This is a genomic window from Pseudomonas parafulva (assembly GCF_000800255.1).
Classification (GTDB): Bacteria; Pseudomonadota; Gammaproteobacteria; order Pseudomonadales; family Pseudomonadaceae; genus Aquipseudomonas; species Aquipseudomonas boreofloridensis.
Genome location: NZ_CP009747.1, coordinates 392,778 through 415,470, shown reverse-complemented (window position 1 = coordinate 415,470; position 22,693 = coordinate 392,778). Strand labels below are relative to the sequence as shown.

General features: G+C 62.6%; 22 protein-coding genes. 6 read left to right on the top strand and 16 right to left on the bottom strand.

Annotated elements, in window-relative coordinates:
* Window positions 1–34: 34 nt before the first annotated feature.
* The 4 genes from trmD to ffh form a co-directional block, all read right to left on the bottom strand.
* Window positions 35–787, bottom strand: a complete 753-nt coding sequence (trmD, locus tag NJ69_RS01820; protein ID WP_029613347.1) for a tRNA (guanosine(37)-N1)-methyltransferase TrmD — start codon at window positions 785–787, stop codon at window positions 35–37.
* A gap of 3 nt (window positions 788–790) precedes the next feature.
* Window positions 791–1,327: a ribosome maturation factor RimM gene (rimM, locus tag NJ69_RS01815; protein ID WP_039575758.1), complete on the bottom strand. Its 537-nt coding sequence runs from the start codon at window positions 1,325–1,327 to the stop codon at window positions 791–793.
* Window positions 1,328–1,332: 5 nt separating this feature from the next.
* Entirely contained in the window at window positions 1,333–1,584 is a 252-nt protein-coding gene (gene rpsP / locus NJ69_RS01810; RefSeq protein WP_008094480.1) for a 30S ribosomal protein S16, read from the bottom strand.
* A 244-nt stretch (window positions 1,585–1,828) separates the two neighbouring features.
* A complete protein-coding gene (ffh, locus tag NJ69_RS01805) occupies window positions 1,829–3,205 on the bottom strand; it encodes a signal recognition particle protein (protein WP_029613349.1) in 1,377 nt (458 codons plus the stop codon).
* Window positions 3,206–3,499: 294 nt separating this feature from the next.
* Between ffh and NJ69_RS01800 the strand changes: the two genes are divergently transcribed.
* The 3 genes from NJ69_RS01800 to NJ69_RS01790 all read left to right on the top strand — a co-directional run bounded on the left by NJ69_RS01800 (window position 3,500) and on the right by NJ69_RS01790 (window position 7,047).
* Window positions 3,500–4,309: a cytochrome C assembly family protein gene (locus tag NJ69_RS01800; RefSeq protein WP_029613350.1), complete on the top strand. Its 810-nt coding sequence runs from the start codon at window positions 3,500–3,502 to the stop codon at window positions 4,307–4,309.
* Between the two features lie 9 nt (window positions 4,310–4,318).
* Complete coding sequence (locus tag NJ69_RS01795) at window positions 4,319–5,524, top strand: transporter associated domain-containing protein (RefSeq protein WP_039575749.1); 1,206 nt, start codon at window positions 4,319–4,321, stop codon at window positions 5,522–5,524.
* Between the two features lie 218 nt (window positions 5,525–5,742).
* Entirely contained in the window at window positions 5,743–7,047 is a 1,305-nt protein-coding gene (locus NJ69_RS01790; protein ID WP_039575746.1) for an MFS transporter, read from the top strand.
* Between the two features lie 140 nt (window positions 7,048–7,187).
* Here NJ69_RS01790 and purT read toward each other — a convergent pair whose 3' ends face one another.
* The 5 genes from purT to NJ69_RS01765 form a co-directional block, all read right to left on the bottom strand.
* Window positions 7,188–8,369: a formate-dependent phosphoribosylglycinamide formyltransferase gene (purT, locus tag NJ69_RS01785; protein WP_039575745.1), complete on the bottom strand. Its 1,182-nt coding sequence runs from the start codon at window positions 8,367–8,369 to the stop codon at window positions 7,188–7,190.
* 85 nt (window positions 8,370–8,454) lie between these two features.
* Window positions 8,455–8,922: a VUT family protein gene (locus NJ69_RS01780; protein ID WP_029613352.1), complete on the bottom strand. Its 468-nt coding sequence runs from the start codon at window positions 8,920–8,922 to the stop codon at window positions 8,455–8,457.
* 90 nt (window positions 8,923–9,012) lie between these two features.
* A complete protein-coding gene (locus NJ69_RS01775; protein WP_029613353.1) occupies window positions 9,013–9,207 on the bottom strand; it encodes a DUF1289 domain-containing protein in 195 nt (64 codons plus the stop codon).
* Window positions 9,197–9,721, bottom strand: a complete 525-nt coding sequence (locus NJ69_RS01770; protein ID WP_039575742.1) for a gamma carbonic anhydrase family protein — start codon at window positions 9,719–9,721, stop codon at window positions 9,197–9,199. The genes NJ69_RS01775 and NJ69_RS01770 overlap by 11 nt, the downstream gene beginning before the upstream one ends.
* 44 nt (window positions 9,722–9,765) lie before the next feature.
* Window positions 9,766–10,365: a CoA pyrophosphatase gene (locus tag NJ69_RS01765; protein ID WP_029613355.1), complete on the bottom strand. Its 600-nt coding sequence runs from the start codon at window positions 10,363–10,365 to the stop codon at window positions 9,766–9,768.
* Window positions 10,366–10,491: 126 nt separating this feature from the next.
* Between NJ69_RS01765 and NJ69_RS01760 the strand changes: the two genes are divergently transcribed.
* Window positions 10,492–11,043 (top strand): NUDIX hydrolase, encoded by a 552-nt coding sequence (locus NJ69_RS01760; protein ID WP_039575740.1) that lies wholly within the window; start codon window positions 10,492–10,494, stop codon window positions 11,041–11,043.
* Window positions 11,044–11,062: 19 nt separating this feature from the next.
* The gene (locus NJ69_RS01755; RefSeq protein WP_029613357.1) at window positions 11,063–11,635 is read left to right on the top strand and encodes a L,D-transpeptidase family protein; all 573 of its coding nucleotides are present in this window, start codon (window positions 11,063–11,065) and stop codon (window positions 11,633–11,635) included.
* Window positions 11,636–11,647: 12 nt separating this feature from the next.
* Here the strand turns inward: NJ69_RS01755 and tadA are convergent, their stop codons facing one another.
* The 3 genes from tadA to NJ69_RS01740 all read right to left on the bottom strand — a co-directional run bounded on the left by tadA (window position 11,648) and on the right by NJ69_RS01740 (window position 15,232).
* The gene (gene tadA, locus NJ69_RS01750) at window positions 11,648–12,127 is read right to left on the bottom strand and encodes a tRNA adenosine(34) deaminase TadA (protein WP_029613358.1); all 480 of its coding nucleotides are present in this window, start codon (window positions 12,125–12,127) and stop codon (window positions 11,648–11,650) included.
* On the bottom strand, window positions 12,127–13,509 hold the full coding sequence (locus tag NJ69_RS01745) for a multicopper oxidase family protein (protein WP_039575737.1): 1,383 nt from the start codon (window positions 13,507–13,509) through the stop codon (window positions 12,127–12,129). Before NJ69_RS01745 ends, tadA begins: the two co-directional genes overlap by 1 nt.
* A gap of 142 nt (window positions 13,510–13,651) precedes the next feature.
* Window positions 13,652–15,232, bottom strand: coding sequence for a phage tail sheath family protein (locus NJ69_RS01740; RefSeq protein WP_039575733.1), 1,581 nt, complete (start codon window positions 15,230–15,232; stop codon window positions 13,652–13,654).
* Between the two features lie 751 nt (window positions 15,233–15,983).
* On the opposite strand from NJ69_RS01740, the gene NJ69_RS01735 reads away from it, so the two are divergent.
* A complete protein-coding gene (locus tag NJ69_RS01735) occupies window positions 15,984–17,999 on the top strand; it encodes an autotransporter outer membrane beta-barrel domain-containing protein (RefSeq protein ID WP_245219494.1) in 2,016 nt (671 codons plus the stop codon).
* Window positions 18,000–18,186: 187 nt separating this feature from the next.
* On the opposite strand, the gene NJ69_RS01730 is transcribed toward NJ69_RS01735, so the two are convergent.
* The 4 genes from NJ69_RS01730 to NJ69_RS01715 form a co-directional block, all read right to left on the bottom strand.
* A complete protein-coding gene (locus NJ69_RS01730; protein ID WP_029613360.1) occupies window positions 18,187–18,591 on the bottom strand; it encodes a hypothetical protein in 405 nt (134 codons plus the stop codon).
* Window positions 18,592–18,874: 283 nt separating this feature from the next.
* Window positions 18,875–20,452, bottom strand: a complete 1,578-nt coding sequence (gene guaA, locus NJ69_RS01725; RefSeq protein WP_039575728.1) for a glutamine-hydrolyzing GMP synthase — start codon at window positions 20,450–20,452, stop codon at window positions 18,875–18,877.
* 132 nt (window positions 20,453–20,584) lie between these two features.
* Window positions 20,585–22,054 (bottom strand): IMP dehydrogenase, encoded by a 1,470-nt coding sequence (gene guaB, locus NJ69_RS01720; RefSeq protein WP_039575726.1) that lies wholly within the window; start codon window positions 22,052–22,054, stop codon window positions 20,585–20,587.
* A gap of 86 nt (window positions 22,055–22,140) precedes the next feature.
* Window positions 22,141–22,686 (bottom strand): hypothetical protein, encoded by a 546-nt coding sequence (locus NJ69_RS01715; protein ID WP_039575723.1) that lies wholly within the window; start codon window positions 22,684–22,686, stop codon window positions 22,141–22,143.
* Between the last annotated feature and the right edge of the window lie 7 nt (window positions 22,687–22,693).

Sequence of the window (22,693 nt, the reverse complement as noted above, 5' to 3'; positions counted from 1 at the left end):
CCTAAGATGGATACGCGATCCACCATCGATACGTTTAACTATCGTCCCGCTCGCGGAGGTATTCCTCGAGCAGCTTCTTCTCTTCTCCAGAAAGCGAGCGACTTTCCAGAAGATCGGCGCGTCGTTCGAAGGTCCTACCAAGGGACTGCTTCATTCTCCAACGCCGGATGTGTGCATGGTTGCCACTGAGCAACACGTCGGGTACACGCTGATCCGCATACACCTCAGGTCGGGTGTAGTGCGGGCAATCGAGCAGACCGTCGGTGAAGGAGTCTTCCTCCGCCGAGTCCACATGCCCTAAAGCTCCGGGCAGCAGCCGTGTAACCGCATCGATCAACACCATGGCCGGCAGCTCGCCACCGGAAAGCACATAGTCGCCAATCGACCACTCCTCATCGACATGAGCCTCGATAAAGCGCTCGTCGATGCCTTCGTAACGGCCCGCGATCAGGATCAACGATTCCTGTTCGGCCAGACCTTTGACCGCCTGCTGAGTCAGCTTGCGGCCTTGTGGCGAGAGGTAGATCACCTTCGCCGCTGCTCCGGTCGCTTGCCTGGCACTGGCCAGGGCGTCTTCCAGAGGCTTGATTTTCATCACCATGCCCGGACCACCGCCAAAAGGCCGATCATCCACCGTATGGTGACGATCCGTGGTGTAGTCCCGCGGATTCCAGCAGGTCACCTGAAGCAACCCCTGTTTCACCGCGCGGCTGGTAATGCCGTACTCCGTGATGGCCGAGAACATCTCCGGGAACAACGTGACGACTTCTACGCGAAGGTTACCCATCGTCTAGAAATCCGCGTCCCATTCGACTCGCATCACGCCTGTTTCCAGGTCGATGGCCAGCACGCATTGCGCCGTGTAGGGCAACAAACGCTCGCGATCGTCCAGGCTGCCAGCGCAAGGCTTGACCACCATGACATCGTTCGCACCGGTCTCCAACAGGTGATCGACCTTGCCGAACAGCTGTTCGTCCTGGTTGATGACCTTCAGGCCTACCAACTGGTACCAGTAGTACTCGTCAGCAGCCAGGTTGGGCAAAAGGCTCCGCGGTATGCAGATTTCGTAACCGCTCAGAAGACGGGCTTCATCGCGATCCTCGAGACCTTTCAACTTCACGACCAGGCCCTTCTGGGAGCCACGACCGCTGACCAGCTCGACCTGTTTTACCTTGCCTTCGTGCCTGAGCGTCCAGCGCGGATAATCCAACAGGTTTTCAATCGGATCGGTAAAGGAATACACCTTCACCTCGCCGCGAACGCCGTGAGCCGAAAAAATCTTGCCGACGACGATGAGATCGTCAGGCTTTTCTGGCGTCGCGTTCATACTGCTCAGGCGGCGGCCTTGGCAGCGTCCTTCAGCAGCTGAGCAACACGCTCAGACGGCTGCGCGCCCTGGCTCAGCCAGTAGGTGACGCGTTCCTGGTTGACCGACAGCTTGACTTCGGCGCCCGATGCGATCGGGTTGAAGAAGCCTACGCGCTCAACGAAACGGCCGTCACGGGCGTTACGCGAGTTGGTCACGGTCAGGTGGTAGAAGGGGCGCTTTTTCGAGCCGCCACGGGCCAGACGAATGGTTACCATGTGAACATCGTTCCTATAGTCGGTACTGCAGTCGGTGCTGCAAATCTGAATGCCAAATAGGCACACGGGTGCCCAAAAGGCCGCATATTCTCGGGGAATACACGGACATTTGCAAATGGCTTTTTCGCAAAAGCCTTGCAATGCCGGCCAGACCTGCCGGTTAAGCCGCGCTGAGGCGGCCGGTTTTCCCGCCGAAGCGGGGTCGGATCGGCTGCCGCGCGAGGCGAGCAGCCGATCGGATTCCTTACAGTTTCGGCATGCCGCCACCGGGCAGCATCCCGCCCAGGCCGCGCATCATCTTGGCCATGCCGCCTTTGGCGGAGAATTTCTTCATCATCTTCTGCATCTGCTTGTGCTGCTTGATCAGCCGACCGATGTCCTGCACCTGGGTGCCGGAACCCATGGCGATGCGGCGCTTGCGCGACCCGCTGATCAGGTCGGGATCGCGGCGCTCGGCCGGGGTCATGGAGTTGATGATCGCCTCCATCTGCTTGAACTGCTTCTCGGCCGCGCCCTGGGCATTGCCCATCTGCGACAGATTGACCCCGCCGATGCTCGGCAGCTTGTCCATCAAGCCGCCCAGGCCGCCCATGTTCTTCATCTGCTGCAGCTGGTCGCGGAAGTCTTCGAGGTCGAAGCCCTTGCCCTTCTTCAGCTTCTTGGCGAGTTTGTCGGCCTTGGCCTTGTCGATGTTCTGCTCGGCCTGCTCGATCAGGCTAAGCACATCGCCCATACCGAGGATGCGCGAAGCGATGCGGTCGGGGTGGAACGGCTCGAGCGCTTCGCTCTTCTCGCCCATGCCGATGAACTTGATCGGCTTGCCGGTAATGGCACGCACCGACAGCGCGGCACCGCCGCGGGCGTCACCGTCGACCTTGGTCAGCACCACGCCGGTCAGCGGTAGCGCTTCGCCGAACGCCTTGGCGGTGTTGGCGGCGTCCTGGCCGGTCATGGCGTCGACCACGAACAGGGTTTCCACCGGCTTGACCGCGGCATGCAGGGCCTTGATCTCATCCATCATGTCGGCGTCGATGTGCAGACGACCGGCGGTGTCGAGAATGACCACGTCGATGAACTTGATCTTGGCTTCGCGAATCGCCGCCTCGGCGATATCCACCGGCTTCTGGCTGATATCGGACGGGAAGAAGGTCACGCCGATGTCGTTGGCCAGGGTTTCGAGCTGCTTGATCGCCGCGGGACGGTAGACGTCGGCGGACACCACCATCACGCTCTTCTTCTTGCGCTCCTTGAGAAAGCGCGCCAGCTTGCCGGCAGTAGTGGTCTTGCCCGCACCTTGCAGACCGGCCATCAGCACCACGGCCGGCGGGGCTGCATTGAGCGCCAGGTCTTCGTTGGCCGCGCCCATCAGGCTTTCGAGCTCGGCCTGGACGATCTTCACGAAAGCCTGGCCCGGGGTGAGGCTGCGCGACACTTCGGTGCCGACTGCACGCTCCTTGATGCTGTTGACGAAGTCCTTGACCACCGGCAGGGCGACATCGGCCTCGAGCAGGGCCATGCGCACTTCGCGCAGGGTGTCCTTGATGTTCTCTTCGGTCAGCTTGGCCTTGCCGGTGACATGGCGCAGCGTCTGTGACAGACGGTCGGTCAGGTTTTCGAACATGGTGATCCTTTCAGGCCCAGTGAAGCCGAGGTTGTTCAGGCGCCCCGGCAAACATCGCACGCCGAGAGCACAGCAAGCCGGGCAGTATAACGGAGAGCGACGAAGGCGCGAAGCGGCAAGCGGCAAGCGGCAAGCGGCAAGCGGCAAGCGGCAAGCGGCAAGCGGCAAGCGAGTTTGGTGCGATCCGCTCCTGCTTGCCACTCCAAGCTCGAAGCCCGCGGCTTCTTGAAGCTTGCAGCTTGCGGCTTGACGGTGCGAAACTCCCCTCCTTTAAGGGCTCGCCTCCCAGGACCTATGCTCTCCTCACCCAGCCTCATCCCCAACCTGATCGCAGCCATTCTCTACATCGCAGCGACCGTCCATCAGGGCACGCGCCTGGCACAGGGCAACAAAGCGGACAAACGGCTGCTCGGCTTGCTGGGCGTGGTCGCCGTGCTTGCCCAAGGCAGCGCCTTGTTCTTCCAGTTGCTCACCCCGCTGGGGCTGAGCCTCGACTTCTTCAGTGCGGCCAGCCTGATCGCCACGGCGGTCATCGCACTCACCTTGCTGGCTTGCCTGAGCATTCCGGTGGAGAACCTGCTGGTCCTGCTGTTCCCGCTCGGCGCCATCACTGCGTTGCTGTCGCAGTTCGCGCCGGCCGGTACGGTGCCACTGGTCAACGAAGAGCCCGGCATCCTCGCGCACATCCTGTTGTCGATCCTCGCCTACGGCCTGTTCACCATCGCCGTGGTGCAGTCGCTGCTGTTGCTGTTGCAGGATCACCAGCTCAAGCACAAGCACCCCTCCGGACTGATCCGTAACTTCCCGCCGCTGCAGACCATGGAAAGCCTGCTGTTTGGCTTCCTCTGGGCCGGGTGGATCTTGCTGTCGCTGTCGCTGATTTCCGGCTGGCTGTTCCTGGACAACCTGTTCGCCCAGCACCTGGTGCACAAGACCTCGTTGTCGTGCCTGGCGTGGATCGTGTTCAGCGTGCTGCTGTGGGGACGCACCCGCCTGGGCTGGCGCGGACACAAGGCAATCCGCTGGACGCTGGCCGGTTTCTGCCTGCTGATGCTGGCCTATTTCGGCAGCAAGCTGGTTCGCGAATTCATTCTGCACATCTGACGAGCGGTCATGAACACTCTGCCGTATGCCCCTCTGCTCGGCACCCTGACACTGGCGCTGCTGTGGTCGGCGCTGTTCAGCGCCGTCGACGCCGCCCGCCAGCACCTGCTTGGCCAGCCCCGCCACAACGACATGCCAGCCCCTGCCCTGCCCGCCCAGGCCTTGGTGCTATGCGCCAGCCTGGGCCGATTGCTGGTCCTGGGCCTGGCCTGCCTGATCGGCCAGCGCCATAGCGGCGAGCAAGGGTTTTGGCTGGGCGGACTCGGCGCCACGCTGGCGCTGCTGGTGCTGGCCGAGTACCTGCCGCGCCGCCTGGCCCGGCGTAACCCCCAAGCCTTCGTCAGCCTCGGCGCCAGCCTGCTGAAACTGCCACTGACGCTGCTGCAGCCACTGGCCTGCCTGCTCGACGGGATGGCCAAGCTCATTTTGCGCCCGTTCCGCGTACAGCCTGCCGCCGTCGCCCTGCACCCACAGGACGAGGAGCGTTTCGACGAACACGAGCCCCACGAAGCACCCCGCCAGGGCCTGGCCGAGGGCTTGCAAGCGTTGGACAAGATCACTGTCAACGACATCCTGGTGCCACGCAACGAAGTCGATGGCATCAACCTCGACGACCCGCTCGAACAGATCGTCCGGCAATTGATTGTCAGCCGCCACACGCGGCTGCCGGTCTATCACAACGACATCAATCAGGTCGAAGCCATCCTCAACACCAAGCTCATCAGTCACTTGCTGGCCAGCGCCGAGCTGACCCTGGAGAGCCTGAAGAGCGCCTGCTACGACCCCTATTTCGTCCCCGAAAGCACGCCTCTGCATCTGCAATTGCTGAATTTCCACAAGCAGCAACGGCGCATGGGTGTGGTGGTGGACGAATATGGCGAGGTGCTGGGCCTGGTGACGCTCGAAGACATCCTCGAAGAAATCGTCGGCGAGTTCGAGGAAGAGCAGGGCCTGGACAATCCGCACATTCACCCGCAGGTCGATGGCCGCTTCGTCATCGATGGCACCGCTTCGTTGCGCGAGCTCAACCGCAGTCTCGGCTGGCACCTGCCCTGCGACGGCGGCCCGAAAACCCTCAACGGCCTGGTCACCGAAGCCCTGGAAAGCATTCCCCCCAGCGCGGTCTGCCTGAAGATCGGTCGCTATCGCCTGGAGATCCTCGAAATCGAGGACAACTGTGCCAGCAAGGTGCTGGTCTGGGCCGTCACTCGCTAGCTATACTCGGCCCACGCTTACCCAGCCCTGCCGTCCCGCCCGCTATCCGCATCGGCGGCTCACGGCCAGTCCGCTGCTGACGAGCCTGCGGTCCTGCCATCTACCCCGAACAGCATCCGCACCCTGCCATCCCTGGGTCTTCGTCAGCCTGGCGAACCACAATAATACGCGGTGGCCTGCGCGTGCAGCCCCGCGAACGACTGCTCAGGGACTTTCGCATGACAACCAGCAGCACCTACGCCGAGCCTGCCTCGGCGACTCCGGTCAATTCACCTGCCCGCGTGGCGACCGCCAGCTTCATCGGCACCGCCATCGAGTTCTACGATTTCTACGTCTATGCGACTGCCGCGGCACTGGTCATCGGCCCGGTATTCTTCCCCTCAGGCTCAGGCACCGCGCAGATGCTGGCGGCCTTTCTCACCTTCGGCATCGCCTTTCTCGCCCGCCCGCTGGGCTCGGCCCTGTTCGGCCACTTCGGCGATCGTATCGGGCGCAAGTCGACGCTGGTGGCCTCGCTGCTGCTGATGGGCGTATCGACCACCCTGATCGGCGTGCTGCCTGGCTACGACAGCATCGGCGTGTGGGCACCGATCATCCTCTGTGTACTGCGCTTCGGCCAGGGCCTGGGGCTGGGCGGGGAATGGGGCGGGGCGGCGCTGCTGGCCACCGAGAATGCGCCTGAAGGCAAGCGCGCCTGGTTCGGCATGTTTCCCCAGCTCGGGCCGTCGATCGGTTTCCTGGCCGCCAATGGCCTGTTCCTGACACTGGCCTTGCTGCTCAGCGACGAGCAATTCCGTGAATGGGGCTGGCGCATTCCCTTCCTGCTCAGCGCGGCGCTGGTGCTGGTCGGTCTCTATGTGCGACTCAAGCTCGAGGAAAGCCCGGTGTTCGCCAAGGCCGTGGCGCGTCACGAGCGGGTGAAGATGCCGGTGGTCGACCTGTTCACCCACCACTGGCGCCCCACCCTGCTCGGCGCGGCGGCGATGGTGGTGTGCTACGCACTGTTCTACATCTCCACGGTGTTCTCGCTCAGCTATGGCGTCTCGACGCTGGGCTACAGCCGCGAGACCTTCCTCGGCCTGCTGTGCTTCGCCGTGGTGTTCATGGCCCTGGCCACGCCGCTGTCGGCCTGGCTCAGCGACCGCTACGGGCGCAAGCCAGTGCTGGTGGTCGGCGGACTGCTGGCGATCGCGTCGGGTTTCACCATGGAGCCGCTGCTGACCTCTGGCTCCACGACCGGCGTGGCGCTGTTCCTGGCCCTCGAGCTGTTCCTGATGGGCGTGACCTTCGCACCGATGGGGGCCTTGCTGCCAGAGCTGTTCCCCACCCACGTGCGCTACACCGGCGCCTCGGCGGCCTACAACCTGGGCGGCATCGTCGGCGCCTCGGCCGCGCCATTCTTCGCCCAGAAGCTGGTGAGCCTGGGTGGATTGAGTTGGGTAGGCGGGTATGTGTCGGCAGCCGCGCTCATCAGCGTGATCGCGGTACTGTGCCTGAAGGAGACCCGGCAGACGCAGCTTTAAGCCTGGGCCTGCGGCCAGTTGCAAGCGGCAAGCTACAAGCTACAAGCTACAAGCTACAAGCTGCAAGAGGATCCGCACACGCCGCGGATCGCTCTTTCTTGCCGCTTGTAGCTTGCGGCTTGTAGCTTGCCGCTCGTGGTTTAAAAGTCGACGTGGACTGCCTGGGCGGCGCGGGTGGCCTTGGCGCGGGCGGCTTCGATCGACTCGTCGCGTGCCAGACACACGCCCATGCGTCGAGTGCCGTTGATTTCCGGCTTGCCGAACAGACGAATGGCGGTGTCGGGCTCGCTCAGCGCGGCGCCGAGGTTGGCGAACGCGGTCTGCTGCGACTGACCTTCCGGCAGGATCACCGCCGAGGCCGACGGGCCGAACTGGCGGACCACCGGAATTGGCAGGCCCAGGATAGCGCGAGCATGCAGGGCGAACTGCGACAAATCCTGGGAAATCAGAGTGACCAGGCCGGTGTCGTGAGGGCGCGGCGACACTTCGCTGAACCACACCTGATCGCCCTTGACGAACAGCTCGACCCCGAACAGACCACGACCGCCCAGCGCATCGGTGACCGCCTGCGCTACGCGCTGCGACTCGGCCAAGGCCTTCGGGCTCATGGCCTGGGGCTGCCAGGACTCCTGATAGTCGCCCTTCTCCTGACGGTGGCCGACTGGCGCGAGGAACGTGGTCCCGCCGACGTGTCGGACAGTCAGCAGGGTAATTTCATACTCGAAATCGATGAAGCCCTCGACGATTACCCGGCCCTTGCCGGCACGGCCGCCCTCTTGGGCGTAATCCCAAGCTTTCTGCAGGTCGGCATCGCTACGCAGCAAGCTCTGGCCTTTGCCCGACGAGCTCATGACCGGCTTGACCACGCACGGATAGCCCACATCGGCCACGCCCGTGGCGAAGTCTTCATAGGTGTCGGCGAAGTGATACGGCGAGGTCGGCAACTCCAGCTCTTCGGCGGCCAGGCGGCGGATGCCTTCGCGGTTCATGGTCAACTGGGTGGCGCGGGCCGTCGGCACCACGTTGAAGCCTTCGTTTTCCAGCTCCACCAGCGTGGCCGTGGCGATGGCTTCGATCTCCGGCACGATGTAATGCGGTTTTTCCGCTTCGATCACAGCGCGCAGGGCGACGCCATCGAGCATGTTGATCACGTGGCTACGGTGGGCCACCTGCATGGCCGGCGCATTGGCGTAACGGTCCACGGCAATCACTTCGACGCCCAGGCGCTGCAGCTCGATCACCACTTCCTTGCCCAGCTCGCCGCAGCCACACAGCAGTACGCGGGTCGCGGTGGGCGACAATGGGGTTCCGATACGGGTCATTTCAGGTCCTCGTAGGCGTCCGGGGCGCGCCGGCAGGGGCTGCCCGCTGAAAAAGGACCGGTATTCTACATCAATCGCGTGCGCTTCAACCGGCTGCCAGCAAGCGGCGAGCACGCCAGGCCATGATCAGCCAGACTGCGGTCACCCCGGCGAACTTTGAGGCCATGGCCGTGCCGATCACCGCTGGGGTAAGCGCACCGATCATGCCGAAGAAGATGAAGGTGTCCACCGGAATGCTCAGGGCCGAGCTCAGCCACAGGCGATCGCGCAGGGGCCTGCGGGTGATGCTGAACACCAGCCAGTCGATCAGCTCGGACACGAAGAACGCCGTGGCACTGGCCAGGGCGATGGCCGGTTCGGAGGTGGCGTAGGACAGCACCAGCGCGGCCAGCATGGCGATCAGGGCGCCATGGCCGAAGCGGGTCTGGACCATGTCGCGCAGGATGAACACCAGCCCGCCCCAGGCGGACCAGATCACGTCCAGGTGCGGCGCACTGGAGAAGGCGTAGTTGATCAGCACCACGCTGCTGATATAGGCGATGAGATAGAACATGATTGGAGATTCTGTGGGCAAGCCGGACAGATTAGCGGGGAGTGAATCGCCGGTAAACCCGCTGCTGCGCAACCCCGCCCGAAGACACGCTCAACCGATGACCAGGCCCGCCGCCAGCGCCCGCTCGTGACAACGCACCAGCACTGCCCGGCGCTGGTCGTTGTCCAGGCGTGTCCATTGGCTGATTTCCTCCACGGTACGCTGGCAACCCGTGCAAATGTCCTGCTCGTCCAGGGCGCAGACGTTGACGCAGGGTGAGCCGACCGGCCGCTCGTCAGTCTTCATCGAGCACCAACTCGCGCCCATAACGCTCGGCGTTGTGCACGTAATGCGCAGCGCTGGCCTCGAGCATGCGCTTCTGCTGCTCGGTGAGCTCGCGCACCACCTTGCCCGGCGAGCCCATCACCAGCGAGCCGTCGGGAATTTCCTTGCCCTCGGGGATGAGTGCGTTGGCGCCGATGATGCAGTATCGACCGATACGCGCGCCATTGAGAATCACCGCGTTGATGCCGATCAGACTGTAGTCGCCGACGCTGCAGCCATGCAGCATGGCGTTATGGCCGATGGTCACGCCCTTGCCCAGGGTCAGCGGCGAGCCCAGGTCGGTGTGCATCACCGTGCCGTCCTGGACGTTGCTGTCCTCGCCGATGTCGATCAACTCGTTGTCGCCACGCAGCACGGCGCCGAACCAGACACTGGCCCGCGCCTGCAGGCGCACCTTGCCGATCAACGTGGCGGTGGGCGCGGCCCAACTGCTGGGATGGGCTTCGACGCGCAGGTCGCCCAGGCGGTATTTCATATGTGCTTCCTCACGGTTGGCTGCGGTTGGCGGGTGGACCCCGCTCAGTGCTCGATGAAACGCTCGGGCGGCCGGTGCAAGCTGATGCCCGCGTCGAACAGCAGGTTGACCAGCTCGACGATCATGATCGCCGACAAGCCCCAGATCTTGTAGTCGCCATAGCGGTAGCTGGGCACGTACCAACTGCGGCCCTGGTAGTCGATACGGTGGGTGTGATCGCGAGGGTCCTGGCGAAAGAACGACAGCGGCACCGTGAACACCGCAGCGATCTCGGCATCGTTGGCGCGGTATTCGACGTAATCCGGAATCACGCCGACGAACGGCGTTACCTTCAAGCCATGCAGGGAAACCAGCGGGCTCAGCGGACCGAGCACTTCCACCAAGCCGGGCGGCAGGCCGATTTCTTCTTCGGCCTCACGCAAGGCGGTGAAGACCAGGTCAGGGTCCTCGGGATCGCGCCTTCCACCCGGAAAGGCCACTTCGCCGCCATGGGTCGACAGGCCCTGGGCGCGCAAGGTCAGGACCAGCTCGGGCTCTTCGCTGCGGGTGATGGGCAACAGCACCGCCGCCTCCGGAAAACGGCGGTCCGCCTCCAGGGGCACGGGGATATGGTTGCTCATACGGCGAAGAAGCTCGTCCAGCATCGCGCACTCTCGATTCCAAAGCCTACCCGGCATGATGCACCAAAAGCCCGGGAGCACCCAAGCCCTGGCCGCTTGCGGCAACCCACCAGGCCGCGCCAAGATAGCCACCCACACAGGACGATCAGCATGAAATTCTGCAGTGCGTGCGGCAACCCGGTCATTCAACAGATTCCCGAGGGCGACAGCCGGCTGCGCTATGTTTGCCCGGCCTGTCACACCATTCATTACCAGAACCCCAACATCGTCGCCGGGGTGCTGCCGACCTGGGGCACGCAGGTGCTGCTGTGCCGCCGCGCCATCGAACCGCGTCGCGGCTTCTGGACCTTGCCGGCCGGCTTCATGGAAAACGGCGAGACGCTCGATCAGGCCGCCCGTCGCGAAACCGTCGAGGAAGCTTGCGCGCGGGTCGGCCCGGCTACCCTCTATCAGTTGTTCGACTTGCCGCACATCAACCAGGTGCATGTGTTCTTCCGCGCCGAACTGGCCGACCTGGATTTCGCCGTCGGCGTCGAGAGCCTTGAGGTGCGACTGTTCGAGGAACACGAAATCCCCTGGGACGCGCTGGCTTTTCGCACCGTGAGCAGGACACTAGAATGCTACTATCGCGACCGCATCAGGCAGCATTTCCCCTTGGGGCATGAATCGCTGCCGCCGATGCTGGTGTCGTCGTCCAACTAGCTCTTTCAGGATACGTGTGATGCGTTGCTTGCTTGCCCTCTTCTGCCTGTGCGTGGCCTCGGTATCGCAGGCTGCGTTCACCGAAACCATCATCCGCAAGCCTGCGTCCGCGAACACGCCGCCGGTTGCGCAGCCACACGTCTTGCCGCCGCGCAGTGCGAGCCAGCCGTTGATCGACAAGGTGCTGGTGCTCAAGTCTGAACGTCGCCTGCAACTGATCAGCCGCGGCGAGCCGCTCAAGACCTACCGCATCTCCCTGGGCAAGCAGCCCAAGGGCGCAAAGGAGCGCGAGGGCGACAAGCGCACCCCCGAAGGTTTCTACTGGCTCGACTGGCGCAAGGCCAGCGACCGTTACAACCTGGCGATGCACATTTCCTACCCGAACATCAGCGATGCCGCCAAGGCACGCCGTGACGGGGTGAACGCCGGCAGCATGATCATGATCCACGGCACGCCGATCAACGAAGAGTACCCGGAGTGGTACTTCCATACCCTGGACTGGACCGAGGGCTGCATCGCCATGCGCAACGCCGACATGCGCGAAGTGTGGAGCATGGTCAAGGACGGCACCATGATCGAGATCCGTCCCTGACGGCCACCTGCGTCAGCCCTTGGCCCGCCGGGCCTTGAAGAATTCGCTGAGGATCGCCCCGCACGCCTCGGCCAGCACCCCGCCCTCGAACAGCACCCGGTGGTTGAGAAAACCCTGGGTGAAGAACTGGCCCTGGCTCTGCACCACGCCAGCCTTGGGTTCGAGCGCGCCGAACACCACCCGCTCGATGCGCGAATGGACGATCAGCCCAGCGCACATGCTGCACGGCTCGAGGGTCACGTACAGGGTGCTGCCCGGCAGCCGGTAGTTGTTCGCCGCCTGCGCCGCCGCGCGGATGGCGATCATCTCGGCATGGGCACTGGGATCGCTGTCGATGATCGGGCGATTGAAGCCCTGACCCAGCACCTCGCCATGCTGCACCAGCACCGCTCCCACCGGCACCTCGCCCAGCGCCGCGCCCTGGGCCGCGAGCGTCAGCGCCAGGCGCATGAATTCCTCGTCGCGGCTGCGATCGATAATCCGCGGGCGCATCACACCACCGCGATCGCGGCCATCAGGCCGGTTTCCATGTGGTCGATCACATGGCAATGGAACATCCAGGTGCCGGGGTTATCCGCCACCAAGGCCACCTGGGCACGTTCGTTGCGGCCCAGCAGGTAGGTGTCGGTGAACCAGGGCTCGGTGATCTTGTGCCGATTGGAGGCGATCACCTTGAAGCTCATGCCGTGCAGATGGATCGGGTGCTGGTACTGGGTCATGTTCTTCAGCTCGAAGATGTAGCTCTTGCCCTTTTTCAGCGTGGCGATGGGACGGTCGGCGCAGGTCTTGTCGGTGATGTCCCAGGCCTGCCCGTTGATCTGCCACAGGCTCGGTGGCCTGCCGTTGTCGGTGTCCACCGAGACCTTGCCTGCCCACTCGAAGTTGAAGTTGAGCTTCTCGGCCTTTTCCAGATCCGGCTCGGCGATGGGATTGGGCGGCAGGGCCTTGGGCCAGTTGCCGGGGGCCTCACTGCTGGCCACCGAACGCAGCGTACCGAGACGCACGAAACCATCACGCAACGAGATCTCCTCGCCCGCTTCGGGAATGCGAATGGCCAGGCAGATGCGCATGCCGGGGCCGAGCCAGTACTCGTCCTCCAGCGGTCTCGGCGTGACCGGGTTGCCATCGAGGGCGTAGACCTTGGCCTCGCAATTACCCTTGAGGTTGATGCGGTAGGTCCAGGTGTTGTCCAGGTTGAGCAGCCGCACGCGCACTACTTGGCCGGCCGGTAGCTCGGTGACCGACTCGGCCTGGCCGTTGATGGTGATCAGCCGCCCGGCCGTGCCATTGCGCGCCGCCTCGCGCGGTACGCTGAAGGGCATGAAGGCGCCCTGCTCGTCCACGTGCCAGGTCTTCAAGCTTAGCGTGCGCTCGTGAAGAAAGCCGGTGGGCTCGCGCTCCTCGACGATCAACGGCCCCACCAGGCCGCGGCCCAGCTCTTCGGAACTGCTGACATGCGGGTGATACCAGTAGCTGCCAGCATCCGGCACGCGGAATTTGTAGTCGAAGAACTCACCCGGCTTGACCGGCAGTTGCGACACGTAGGGCACGCCATCCATTTCCAGCGGCAGACGAATGCCGTGCCAATGGATGGTGGTTTCCACCGGCAGGTGATTGATGAAGCGCACCCGCAGCCAGGTTCCCTGGCGCACCCGCAGTTCGGTGCCCGGCGCCGAAGGCCCGAACGCCCAGGCTTCAGTCTTGAAGCCCGGGACCAGTTCGACGTCCAGTGGGGCGGCGATCAGCTCGTAGTCGTGCCCGGCATTTTCATCTTCGACCTTGCCCAGCCAGTAACGCGCCGCACCTCCGGCGCCCAGGCCAACCACCACGAGACCGGTCAGGCCTTTGAGCATTTGTCGACGGGTAAAGGACATCGGTGCAGGTACCTCGTAGGCGCAATCAAATGGCCATTATCGGCCAGTGACGGAAGGGCGAATACGATACACCTGCAACTGAGAAAGATTAAGTGCTCGATTGTCGCGCGGTAGCAGGGTCGAACGCGGCTGGCGCCCCATCTCAGTCGGACTTGGCCTGCTCCTGAACGATGGCGATGGTGAGGAACTCGGCCGGCCTCATCACCGCGACCTGGACGCTGATACGCAGGTAGCCGTCAAGCAAGTCTTCCGGGGTCATGGTCGACCCCAGCCCGACGCTCACGTGGAACGCCTCATCAGGGGTCGCTCCCCGCAGGCCACCCGCCTTCCAGATACCGGTGAGGAAGCTGGTGATCATGGCCTTCACGGCGCCCCAAGTGTCGGCGGTGTTGGGCTGGAACACATAGGGCTGCGCGGCCAGCTTGATCGACTGCTCAAGGAAGATCATGGTCCGGCGCACCGGGATATAGCGCCAGTCCTGGCTGTTGCCGTCGAGGGTGCGTGCCCCCCAGATCAAAATGCCCGCGCCTTGGAAAGAGCGGATGGCGTTGACCGACTTGCCCGAATCGGCATCGATGTTGAGACCTTCCTGCTGGGCGTCGGACAGCTGAATCGGCAAGCTGACGGCACCGACGATGCCCCTGTTGGCCGGGGCACTCCACACCCCTCCTGAGTTGTCGCTTGCCGCGTAGACCCCCGCCATCGCGCCGCTGGGGGGCAGCACGTTGACGCATTCGAGCACTTTTTCGATGATTGTTCGGTAGCTCTGACTGGCGTTGAGCAGCCCGGCCTGCAACTGGCTGTTGCTCATCGCCTGGGCCGGCGGTGTCAGGATCATTTCCAGCAGTGCCGCGACCGCTACATTCGGTGCTGCCGGCGGATTGATCAACGCCGCCAGTTGCGCGGTATCGCCCCCGAACAGCTGGGTGAAATCCATCTCGGCCGGCTGCATCACGTGGGTGCCGATGAACGGGTAATAGCAGGCGCCATAGCTCAGCCCATTTTGACCGACGTTGCCACGGAAGGTCTGAATGTCCTGGGTGTAGTGGACCGGATCAGGTTTGTCTGCGCCAATGATGTCGAACACGCAGAGCGCAGTACCCATCTGCTCGGCCTGCTCCAGCATCCCCCGCATCAGTGTGCCGTTGTCGGCCACCGTCAGCAGGGTGGCCTCTGGACAGATGTACAAGGTCGGCTCCGCCTCCTTGAGCAGCACACTCAAGCCTCGTTGCAGATCGGCCAATTGTACGTTGGGGTTGACGACAGGTGCCGATGCATCGCTGGCCGGCCTGTGGCTGGGTGCACCATAGGCGCCGACCGCAACGACGTAGGCATCGCCGCCGCCGTTCTGATAGAACAGGCGAATGCTGTTGTAGAGGTAATAGACGGTGCTGGGGTCGGGCACTATCGAATAGTACGTGCCGCCGATCAGCACGAACTGACCCGAGTCAGGTTGCGCGTTCTGCGCTACCAGGTAGTACGCAGGACTGTATTGGCGCGCCGGCTCCGCCGGCGGCGGCGGATTGTCCAGCAGGAAATAGGCCTGGAACTCGGCGAACGAGGTGATCTTCACGGCCTTGTTGTAATAGGACGCGCCTCGATAATCGGCGCGCGGCGTATAGCCGATGAACGCGGGCACAGCGGTCGCGATGGGCGCGACTGAGTTGGGAAACGCATTGAGCTCGGTGATGTACACGCCGGGCGTCTTGGGAGTGGAGATCATGGCGTGTCCTCGTCATGTAGGAGTGGGAGGCGAATCGACCGCCATGCAGGGAGCCAATGCGCCCCGCTGAACCAGAAATACGGGTAGGAGTGACGCTAGCACGATAGCGGCTTTTAGCCACTAACCGTTCGAATCGCTGCCAACCCTATCGAGGCATTTCAGCCAATCTTCACATTCGCTGTCGCGCGATGGCCCGCCCTCGTCTCGTCGCTGCTGGGCTATGGCATCGCTGAAATCGCTCGAACGATTTCCGATTAAACATTAGAGAAAGTCCAGACCTGAGAGACACCTGTCGCATTTCTGAAATATCTGGCCGCACGCTGAATGGATAGTGGTGAATTGCCATCTTCATTCGTGTAAATTCACGCGCGCTTGATTCAGCACTCCACTGAAAAGCTGGCAGGGATGCCAACAGTAGACGCCAATGCGGATCGTTCCCTGCCAGTCTCTGCCTTGTAAGGATACTGCTTTGACTATTTCCCCTCTGCGCCGCTCACTGTTGGCGCTCTCCGTGGCAGCTGTCGTTGCCCCACTCCAAGCTGAACCCCTGAACAATCTGAATCACGATCTGAGTACTGGGGGCTACCTTAGTACCGGTGAAGTTTTCAATAATGCCACCTTCACCGGCACCTCCCAGAACGCAGGGGTTAGGTTTAATGACGTCACCCTGGCAGGTAACGTAATAAACCGAGGCACAATCAACCGAGCAGATAGCTCAAAAGGATTCGCAGCAGGAATCTCGATCGACGGCTTGTACGCCAACATCGCTGGCGATGTGATCAACCAGGGTGACATCACGGTGAGCGGTGATCTCGGCGGCGGTCTGCAAATGTATCGGACCAAGATCGCAGGCGAGGTGAATAACTCCGGCAACATCACCGTCACGGGTGAAGAGGCCGAAGGCATGTGGATCAGCTCGACTCAAGCGCGCATCAACAACACCGGCACCATAACGGCACGTGGCACCGACGCTGAGGGCATCGTGCTCGATAAAGCTCAATTCACCGGTAACGCGCCGGGCTCTCCTTATCAGTCCGACGTCAACAACAGTGGGACTATTTCAGCCGACGGTGTAGGTATCCACGTCATCGATGCCAGCACACCGGGGAACCTGCTCAGCATCACCCAGACCAGCGGCCTGATCGAAGGCGGCGTCGCAGCGATTCTGGCCGACGAGGATGCACCTAATACCTACTTTTACTGGCGCGGCGGCCAAGTGAAGGGAGACCTGCAGGGCCTGGGCGGTGTCCTGGTCAAAGGCGATGCGCAGTTCGATGGCTCGACCATTCGCAGCGGCTTCGTCGATATTGACGGAGGCCGCCTAACGCTGCTGCGCCCACAGACCACGATCGTCGGCGACCTCGACTTGGACAGCGACACCGCACGCCTGCGCCTGTTGCTGGACAACGACACACAGCCCAACACGCCGATCCTGAAAGTCACCGGCAATACCTACTTCTCCAAAGGTAGCCAGGTCGAACTGCAAGCGCGCTCCGACGATTTCCGCACATCTGCCCAAGGCACACGCTACACGCTGATCAATTCCGGCACCTGGGAAGAACAACAGAACCTCTCCGTGGTGTCTTCGTCGGCCCTGCTCGAAGTCAAGAACTTCGGTATCGAAGGCCAGGACGTCAAAGCATTGGTGACCACCCGCAGCGATGAGGAGGTCGCACAGAACGTGGTGGAGGCCAGCGGTTCGGACAACGCGGTCAACGCCGTGAATCCGCTGAAGAACACGATCATGGGCCAGATCGCCGAAAGCGACCCGGTCTTCCAGCGTTTCGCCAGCGCCGCCAGCAACGCCGAACTCGCCCAACTGGCCGAAACCCTGACGCCGGACGTCAGCCGTGGCGTGATCAATGCCGCCACCGACAGCCTGAATCTGGTGGCCAATGCCATTCACGCGCGCGCCGGCAAAGCGCGTAGCGGCCTGTCTTCCGGTGAAGTACTACCTGAGCAAGGCGTCTGGCTGCAAACGCTGTCCAGCGATGCCAACCAGGACAACCGCCACGGCGTCCAAGGCTACGACGCCAAGACCAAAGGCATCGCCCTGGGTGCCGATGGCAAGCTCAATGCCGACACCACCCTGGGCCTGGCCTACAGCTACCTGACCAGCGACGTCAAATCCGACCTGGGCCACAAAACCGATGTCAGCGGCCATGCCCTGACCTTGTACGGCAACTGGACGCGCGGCAACGTCTTCGTCGATACCTCGCTGATGTATGGCTGGAACGACAACGCATCCAAACGCTACATTGCCGGCACCCGCGCCAAAGCCGATTACGACAGCGAGATCTTCGGCGTCAATGCATTGGCCGGCTACCGCTTCCAACTCGACAAGCAATGGCTTGTGGAACCGCAGGTCGGGGCACGCTATGCCAATGTGTCGATCGATTCGTACCGGGAAAAAGGCAGCTCGGCCGCCCTCAAAGTCGGCAGCCAGCGCTATGAAATCGGCGAAATGGGCCTGGGCGCTCGCCTGGCGGCAGCCTTCGACATGGGCGTGGGCAGCCTGGAGCCGGAGGCCAAATTGATGGCTTGGCACGACTTCATCGGCGACAAGGCCAGCACCACCTCGACCTTCGTGCTCGGCGGCAACGCGTTCACCACCACCGGTGCCACGCCGGCACGCGACAGCTACGAGCTGGGACTCGGCGCGACCTATCGCGTGGGCGCATGGAACGTAGGTGGAAGTTACAACTACCTGGCCCGCAGTGGTTTCGATGCAAACAGTTTCATGGCCAATGTGCGTTATGACTTCTGATTGAACGTCTTTGCCTGAAACAACAAATCCCGTATTTACGGTAATGCTGTTCGCCTAAAGAATGCTGGGGCCGCTTCGCGGCCCTTTCGCGGCACAAGGCCGCTCCCACCACGTTCGCGTGAACCCCGAAACATGGGGCTCAGCTCACTTCTAAGACAGGGCATAAAAAGCGAATGACGCTAGCCCACTAGCATGGCGCTACGGGTGCTTGCATTGTTCTTTTCTTGAATGCAATGACCCAGAGCATGATGAAAGCGGCTGGAGGTATCACAGCGGTCAAACACCACCATCCGCTGTAGCCAGACTTCTTGAGAATTACAAAGATTGAAAAGATCGGCATCACAAGGTGGAGCAGGACCAACGTGACGTTTTGAGGAACGGCCAGGAAGTACCTGTTGGGTAATTCATTCCTGGCAGGCCATGCCCTGAGGGCAAGAATCGGGAAGCCAATCCATGCGCCCAACGGTATACCGAATGGGACAATCATGAACATCAACGACCAATACGGAGAGAGCCCCGCCTTTTTAAGTAAAAAGGCATAGGGAATACCAAGCAAAACAAACACCAGCACAGCATCCTGCACATAAAACATGTTAGACATCCTTATACATCATCATGAGTACATCCCAGGCTGCGAGCACTGGCCGGACAAGCGTAGTGTAAATCACCTAAGGCTATCCGTGTTTTGGGTTAGGCAGTTTAGCCATTCGCGGAAACTGCATTCGTGGTATTCAATACAGTCGGTGATTCTATAACGCGTCAAAAACACTGCACAGCGTTACTTATTCCCAACTTCCAAAAACCCAAAGCCCGCAGGGACGCGGGCTTTGGGTGTCGCTTCTACTACTTGATACCGGTCTAAACCGAACGCGGGATCATTCCCACTCAATCGTCGCCGGCGGCTTGCTCGACACGTCGTAAGTCACCCGCGAGATGCCTTCGATCTCGTTGATGATGCGCCCGCTGACGGTCTCCAGCAGCTCGTAAGGCAGGTGCGCCCAGCGTGCGGTCATGAAGTCCACGGTCTCCACGGCGCGCAGGGCAACGACCCAGGCGTAGCGGCGGCCGTCGCCGACGACGCCTACCGACTTCACCGGCTGGAATACGACGAAGGCCTGGCTGGTCTTGTGATACCAGTCAGCCTTGCGCAGTTCTTCGATGAAGATGTGGTCGGCGCGGCGCAGGATGTCGGCGTAGTCCTTCTTCACTTCGCCGAGGATACGCACACCCAGGCCCGGGCCTGGGAACGGGTGGCGGTAGACCATGTCGTACGGCAGGCCCAACTCCAGGCCGATCTTGCGCACTTCATCCTTGAACAGCTCGCGCAGCGGCTCGACCAGCTTGAGGTTCATTTCCTCCGGCAGGCCGCCGACGTTGTGGTGCGACTTGATCACGTGGGCCTTGCCGCTCTTGGCGCCGGCCGACTCGATCACGTCGGGGTAGATGGTGCCTTGGGCGAGGAACTGGATGTTGGGCAGCTTGCTGGCCTCGGCATCGAACACGTCGATGAAGGTGCGGCCGATGATCTTGCGCTTCTTCTCCGGGTCGGCTTCGCCGGCCAGGTTATCGAGGAACTGCTTCTCGGCGTCGGCGCGGATCACCTTGACGCCCATGTTCTCCTTGAACATGGCCATCACCTGGTCGCCCTCGTGCAGGCGCAGAAGGCCGTTGTCGACGAACACGCAGGTCAGTTGATCGCCGATGGCGCGGTGCAGCAGCGCCGCGACCACCGAGCTGTCGACACCGCCGGACAGGCCCAGCAGGACGTTGGCCGAACCCACTTGCTCGCGCACTTGAGCGATGGCGTCTTCGACGATGTTGGAGGGGGTCCACAGGGCTTCGCAGCCGCAGATGTCCTGGACGAAACGCGACAGGATGCGACCGCCCTGCTTGGTGTGGGTCACTTCCGGGTGGAACTGCACGCCGTAGTAGCCGCGCGCGTCGTCGAACATGCCAGCAATCGGGCAGCTCGGGGTGCTGGCCAGCACGTGGAAGTCGGCCGGCATCTGGGTGACCTTGTCGCCGTGGCTCATCCACACGTCCAGCCCCAGCACGCCGTCGGCATCGACATGGTCTTCGATGCCGTCGAGCAGGCGGCTCTTGCCGACTACATCGACTCGGGCATAGCCGAACTCACGCAGCTCGGAGCCGGCAACCTTGCCGCCCATCTGCTCGGCCATGGTCTGCATGCCGTAGCAGATGCCCAGCACCGGCACCTTCAGGTCGAACACGGCCTGCGGCGCGCGTGGGCTGTTGGCTTCGTGAACCGACTCGGGACCACCGGCGAGGATGATGCCGCGTGGGTTGAATTCGCGAATCGCCTCATCGTCCATGTCGAACGGGTGCAGTTCGCAATACACGCCGATCTCGCGTACACGGCGGGCGATCAACTGGGTGTACTGGGAACCGAAATCGAGGATCAGGATGCGGTGAGCGTGAATGTCGAGGGCCATGGGGGAATCTCTGATTCAGCTGCGAGCTTGAAGCTGCAAGCTGCAAGTTGATCGGGGGAAAAACACGATGGCTGCATCGACGCAGCCATCGTTTGTCACATGTGGCGAAGCCGCGCGGCGCGGCTTCAGGGGTCAGCCGACCCGGTAGTTCGGCGCTTCCTTGGTGATCTGCACGTCGTGCACGTGGGACTCGGCCATGCCAGCGCCGGTGATGCGCACGAACTCAGGCTTGGTGCGCATCTCTTCGATGGTCGCGCTGCCGGTGTAGCCCATGGACGAACGCAGGCCGCCCATCAGTTGGTGGATGATCGCGGCCAGGGCGCCCTTGTATGGTACGCGGCCTTCGATACCTTCCGGCACCAGCTTTTCGGCGCCGGCCGAGGAGTCCTGGAAGTAGCGGTCGGACGAGCCTTGCGCCTGCGCCATGGCACCCAGTGAGCCCATGCCGCGGTAGGCCTTGTAGGAACGGCCCTGGAACAGCTCGACTTCGCCTGGAGCCTCTTCGGTACCGGCGAACATCGAACCCATCATGACGCAGGAAGCACCGGCAACGATGGCCTTGGACAGGTCACCGGAGAAGCGGATACCGCCGTCGGCGATCAGCGGCACGCCTGTGCCTTCCAGCGCAGCGGCAACGTTGGCGATGGCGCTGATCTGCGGCACGCCGACACCGGCGACGATACGGGTAGTGCAGATCGAGCCTGGGCCGATACCGACCTTGACCGCATCGGCGCCCGCTTCGGCCAGGGCCTTGGCGGCGGCGCCAGTGGCGATGTTGCCGCCGATCACCTGCACCTGCGGGTAGGTTTGCTTGACCCAGCGAACGCGTTCGATCACCCCCTTGGAGTGGCCGTGGGCGGTGTCGACCACCACCACGTCGACGCCAGCGGCCACCAGCGCAGCAACACGCTCGCCGGTGTCCTTGCCGGTGCCGACCGCCGCGCCGACGCGCAGGCGACCCTGGTCGTCCTTGCTGGCCAGCGGGTAGGCCTTGGCTTTTTCGATGTCCTTGACGGTCATCATGCCCTTGAGGGCGAACTTGTCGTCGACGATCAGGACTTTTTCCAGACGATGCTTGTGCAGCAGCTCGCGGACTTCGTTCTTGTCGGCGCCTTCACGCACGGTGACCAGACGCTCTTTGGGCGTCATCACGTCGCGTACCTTGGCGTCCAGACGCGATTCGAAGCGCACGTCGCGGGAGGTGACGATACCCACCAGATCACCGTTTTCCAGCACCGGAACGCCGGAGATGTTGTTCAGACGGGTGAGGTCGAACAGGTCGCGCACGGTGGCGTCGGCCTCGATGGTGATCGGATCCTTGACCACGCCAGCCTCGAACTTCTTGACCTTGCGCACTTCGCCGGCCTGCTGCTCGATGGTCATGTTCTTGTGGATGATGCCGATGCCGCCTTCCTGGGCCATGGCGATGGCCAGGCGCGCTTCGGTGACGGTGTCCATGGCAGCGGACACCAGCGGGATGTTCAGCTCGATGCCGCGGGTCAATCGGGTCTTGAGGCTGACTTCATTGGGCAGTACCTCGGAATAACCGGGTACAAGGAGAATGTCGTCGAAGGTCAGGGCTTCTTGGCTGATACGCAGCATCGCGGGGGCTCCCGGGCGGGAAAAATGGAAGCGCGCCATTATACTCATGCAGGGCCCGGGGCTCAATGGGCAGCAGGCCTCACCGCTCAGCCCACCCTGACCACCGCCACCGGTTGATCCAGCCAGTCGGCGAAGTTGTCGAGAAAAGCCTGGGTGAACCCGGCCTCGCCCCAGTTGTTGAAGATGAAGCCCAGATTGGAGAACGCGCACGGCTGCAGATACAGGAAGCCGTTGATGTCGTCCTCGAAGCCGCACAGCGGGCAGGTGAAGTTGTCACTCACCGCTGGCATCCACTCCTCCAGGCTTTCGAACAGCGGTTCGCCCACTTCGCGGCGACACTCAGGGCAGCCGGCTTCCTCCAGAAAGCCGTCAGTCGGGGTATAGATGCAGCGCTTGAGCATCACTTCCAGACCATTGACCGGCTCGCCAAACGGCAGACGCTCCGGGTGCAGGGCCACCTTGCGTGCCCCCTCGGCCAATGCATGGCCCATGCGGTTGCCGGTGCGCCCGCAGGTGCTCAGGTGTTCCTCGACGATTTTCTCGCGCACCAGCCAGCGCACGATGGCCCGGGCGCGGGCCTCGTGCGCGGGTACGGTGGACAGTTTGGGGACAATGATGCTGTGGATGTTCATGAAGGGT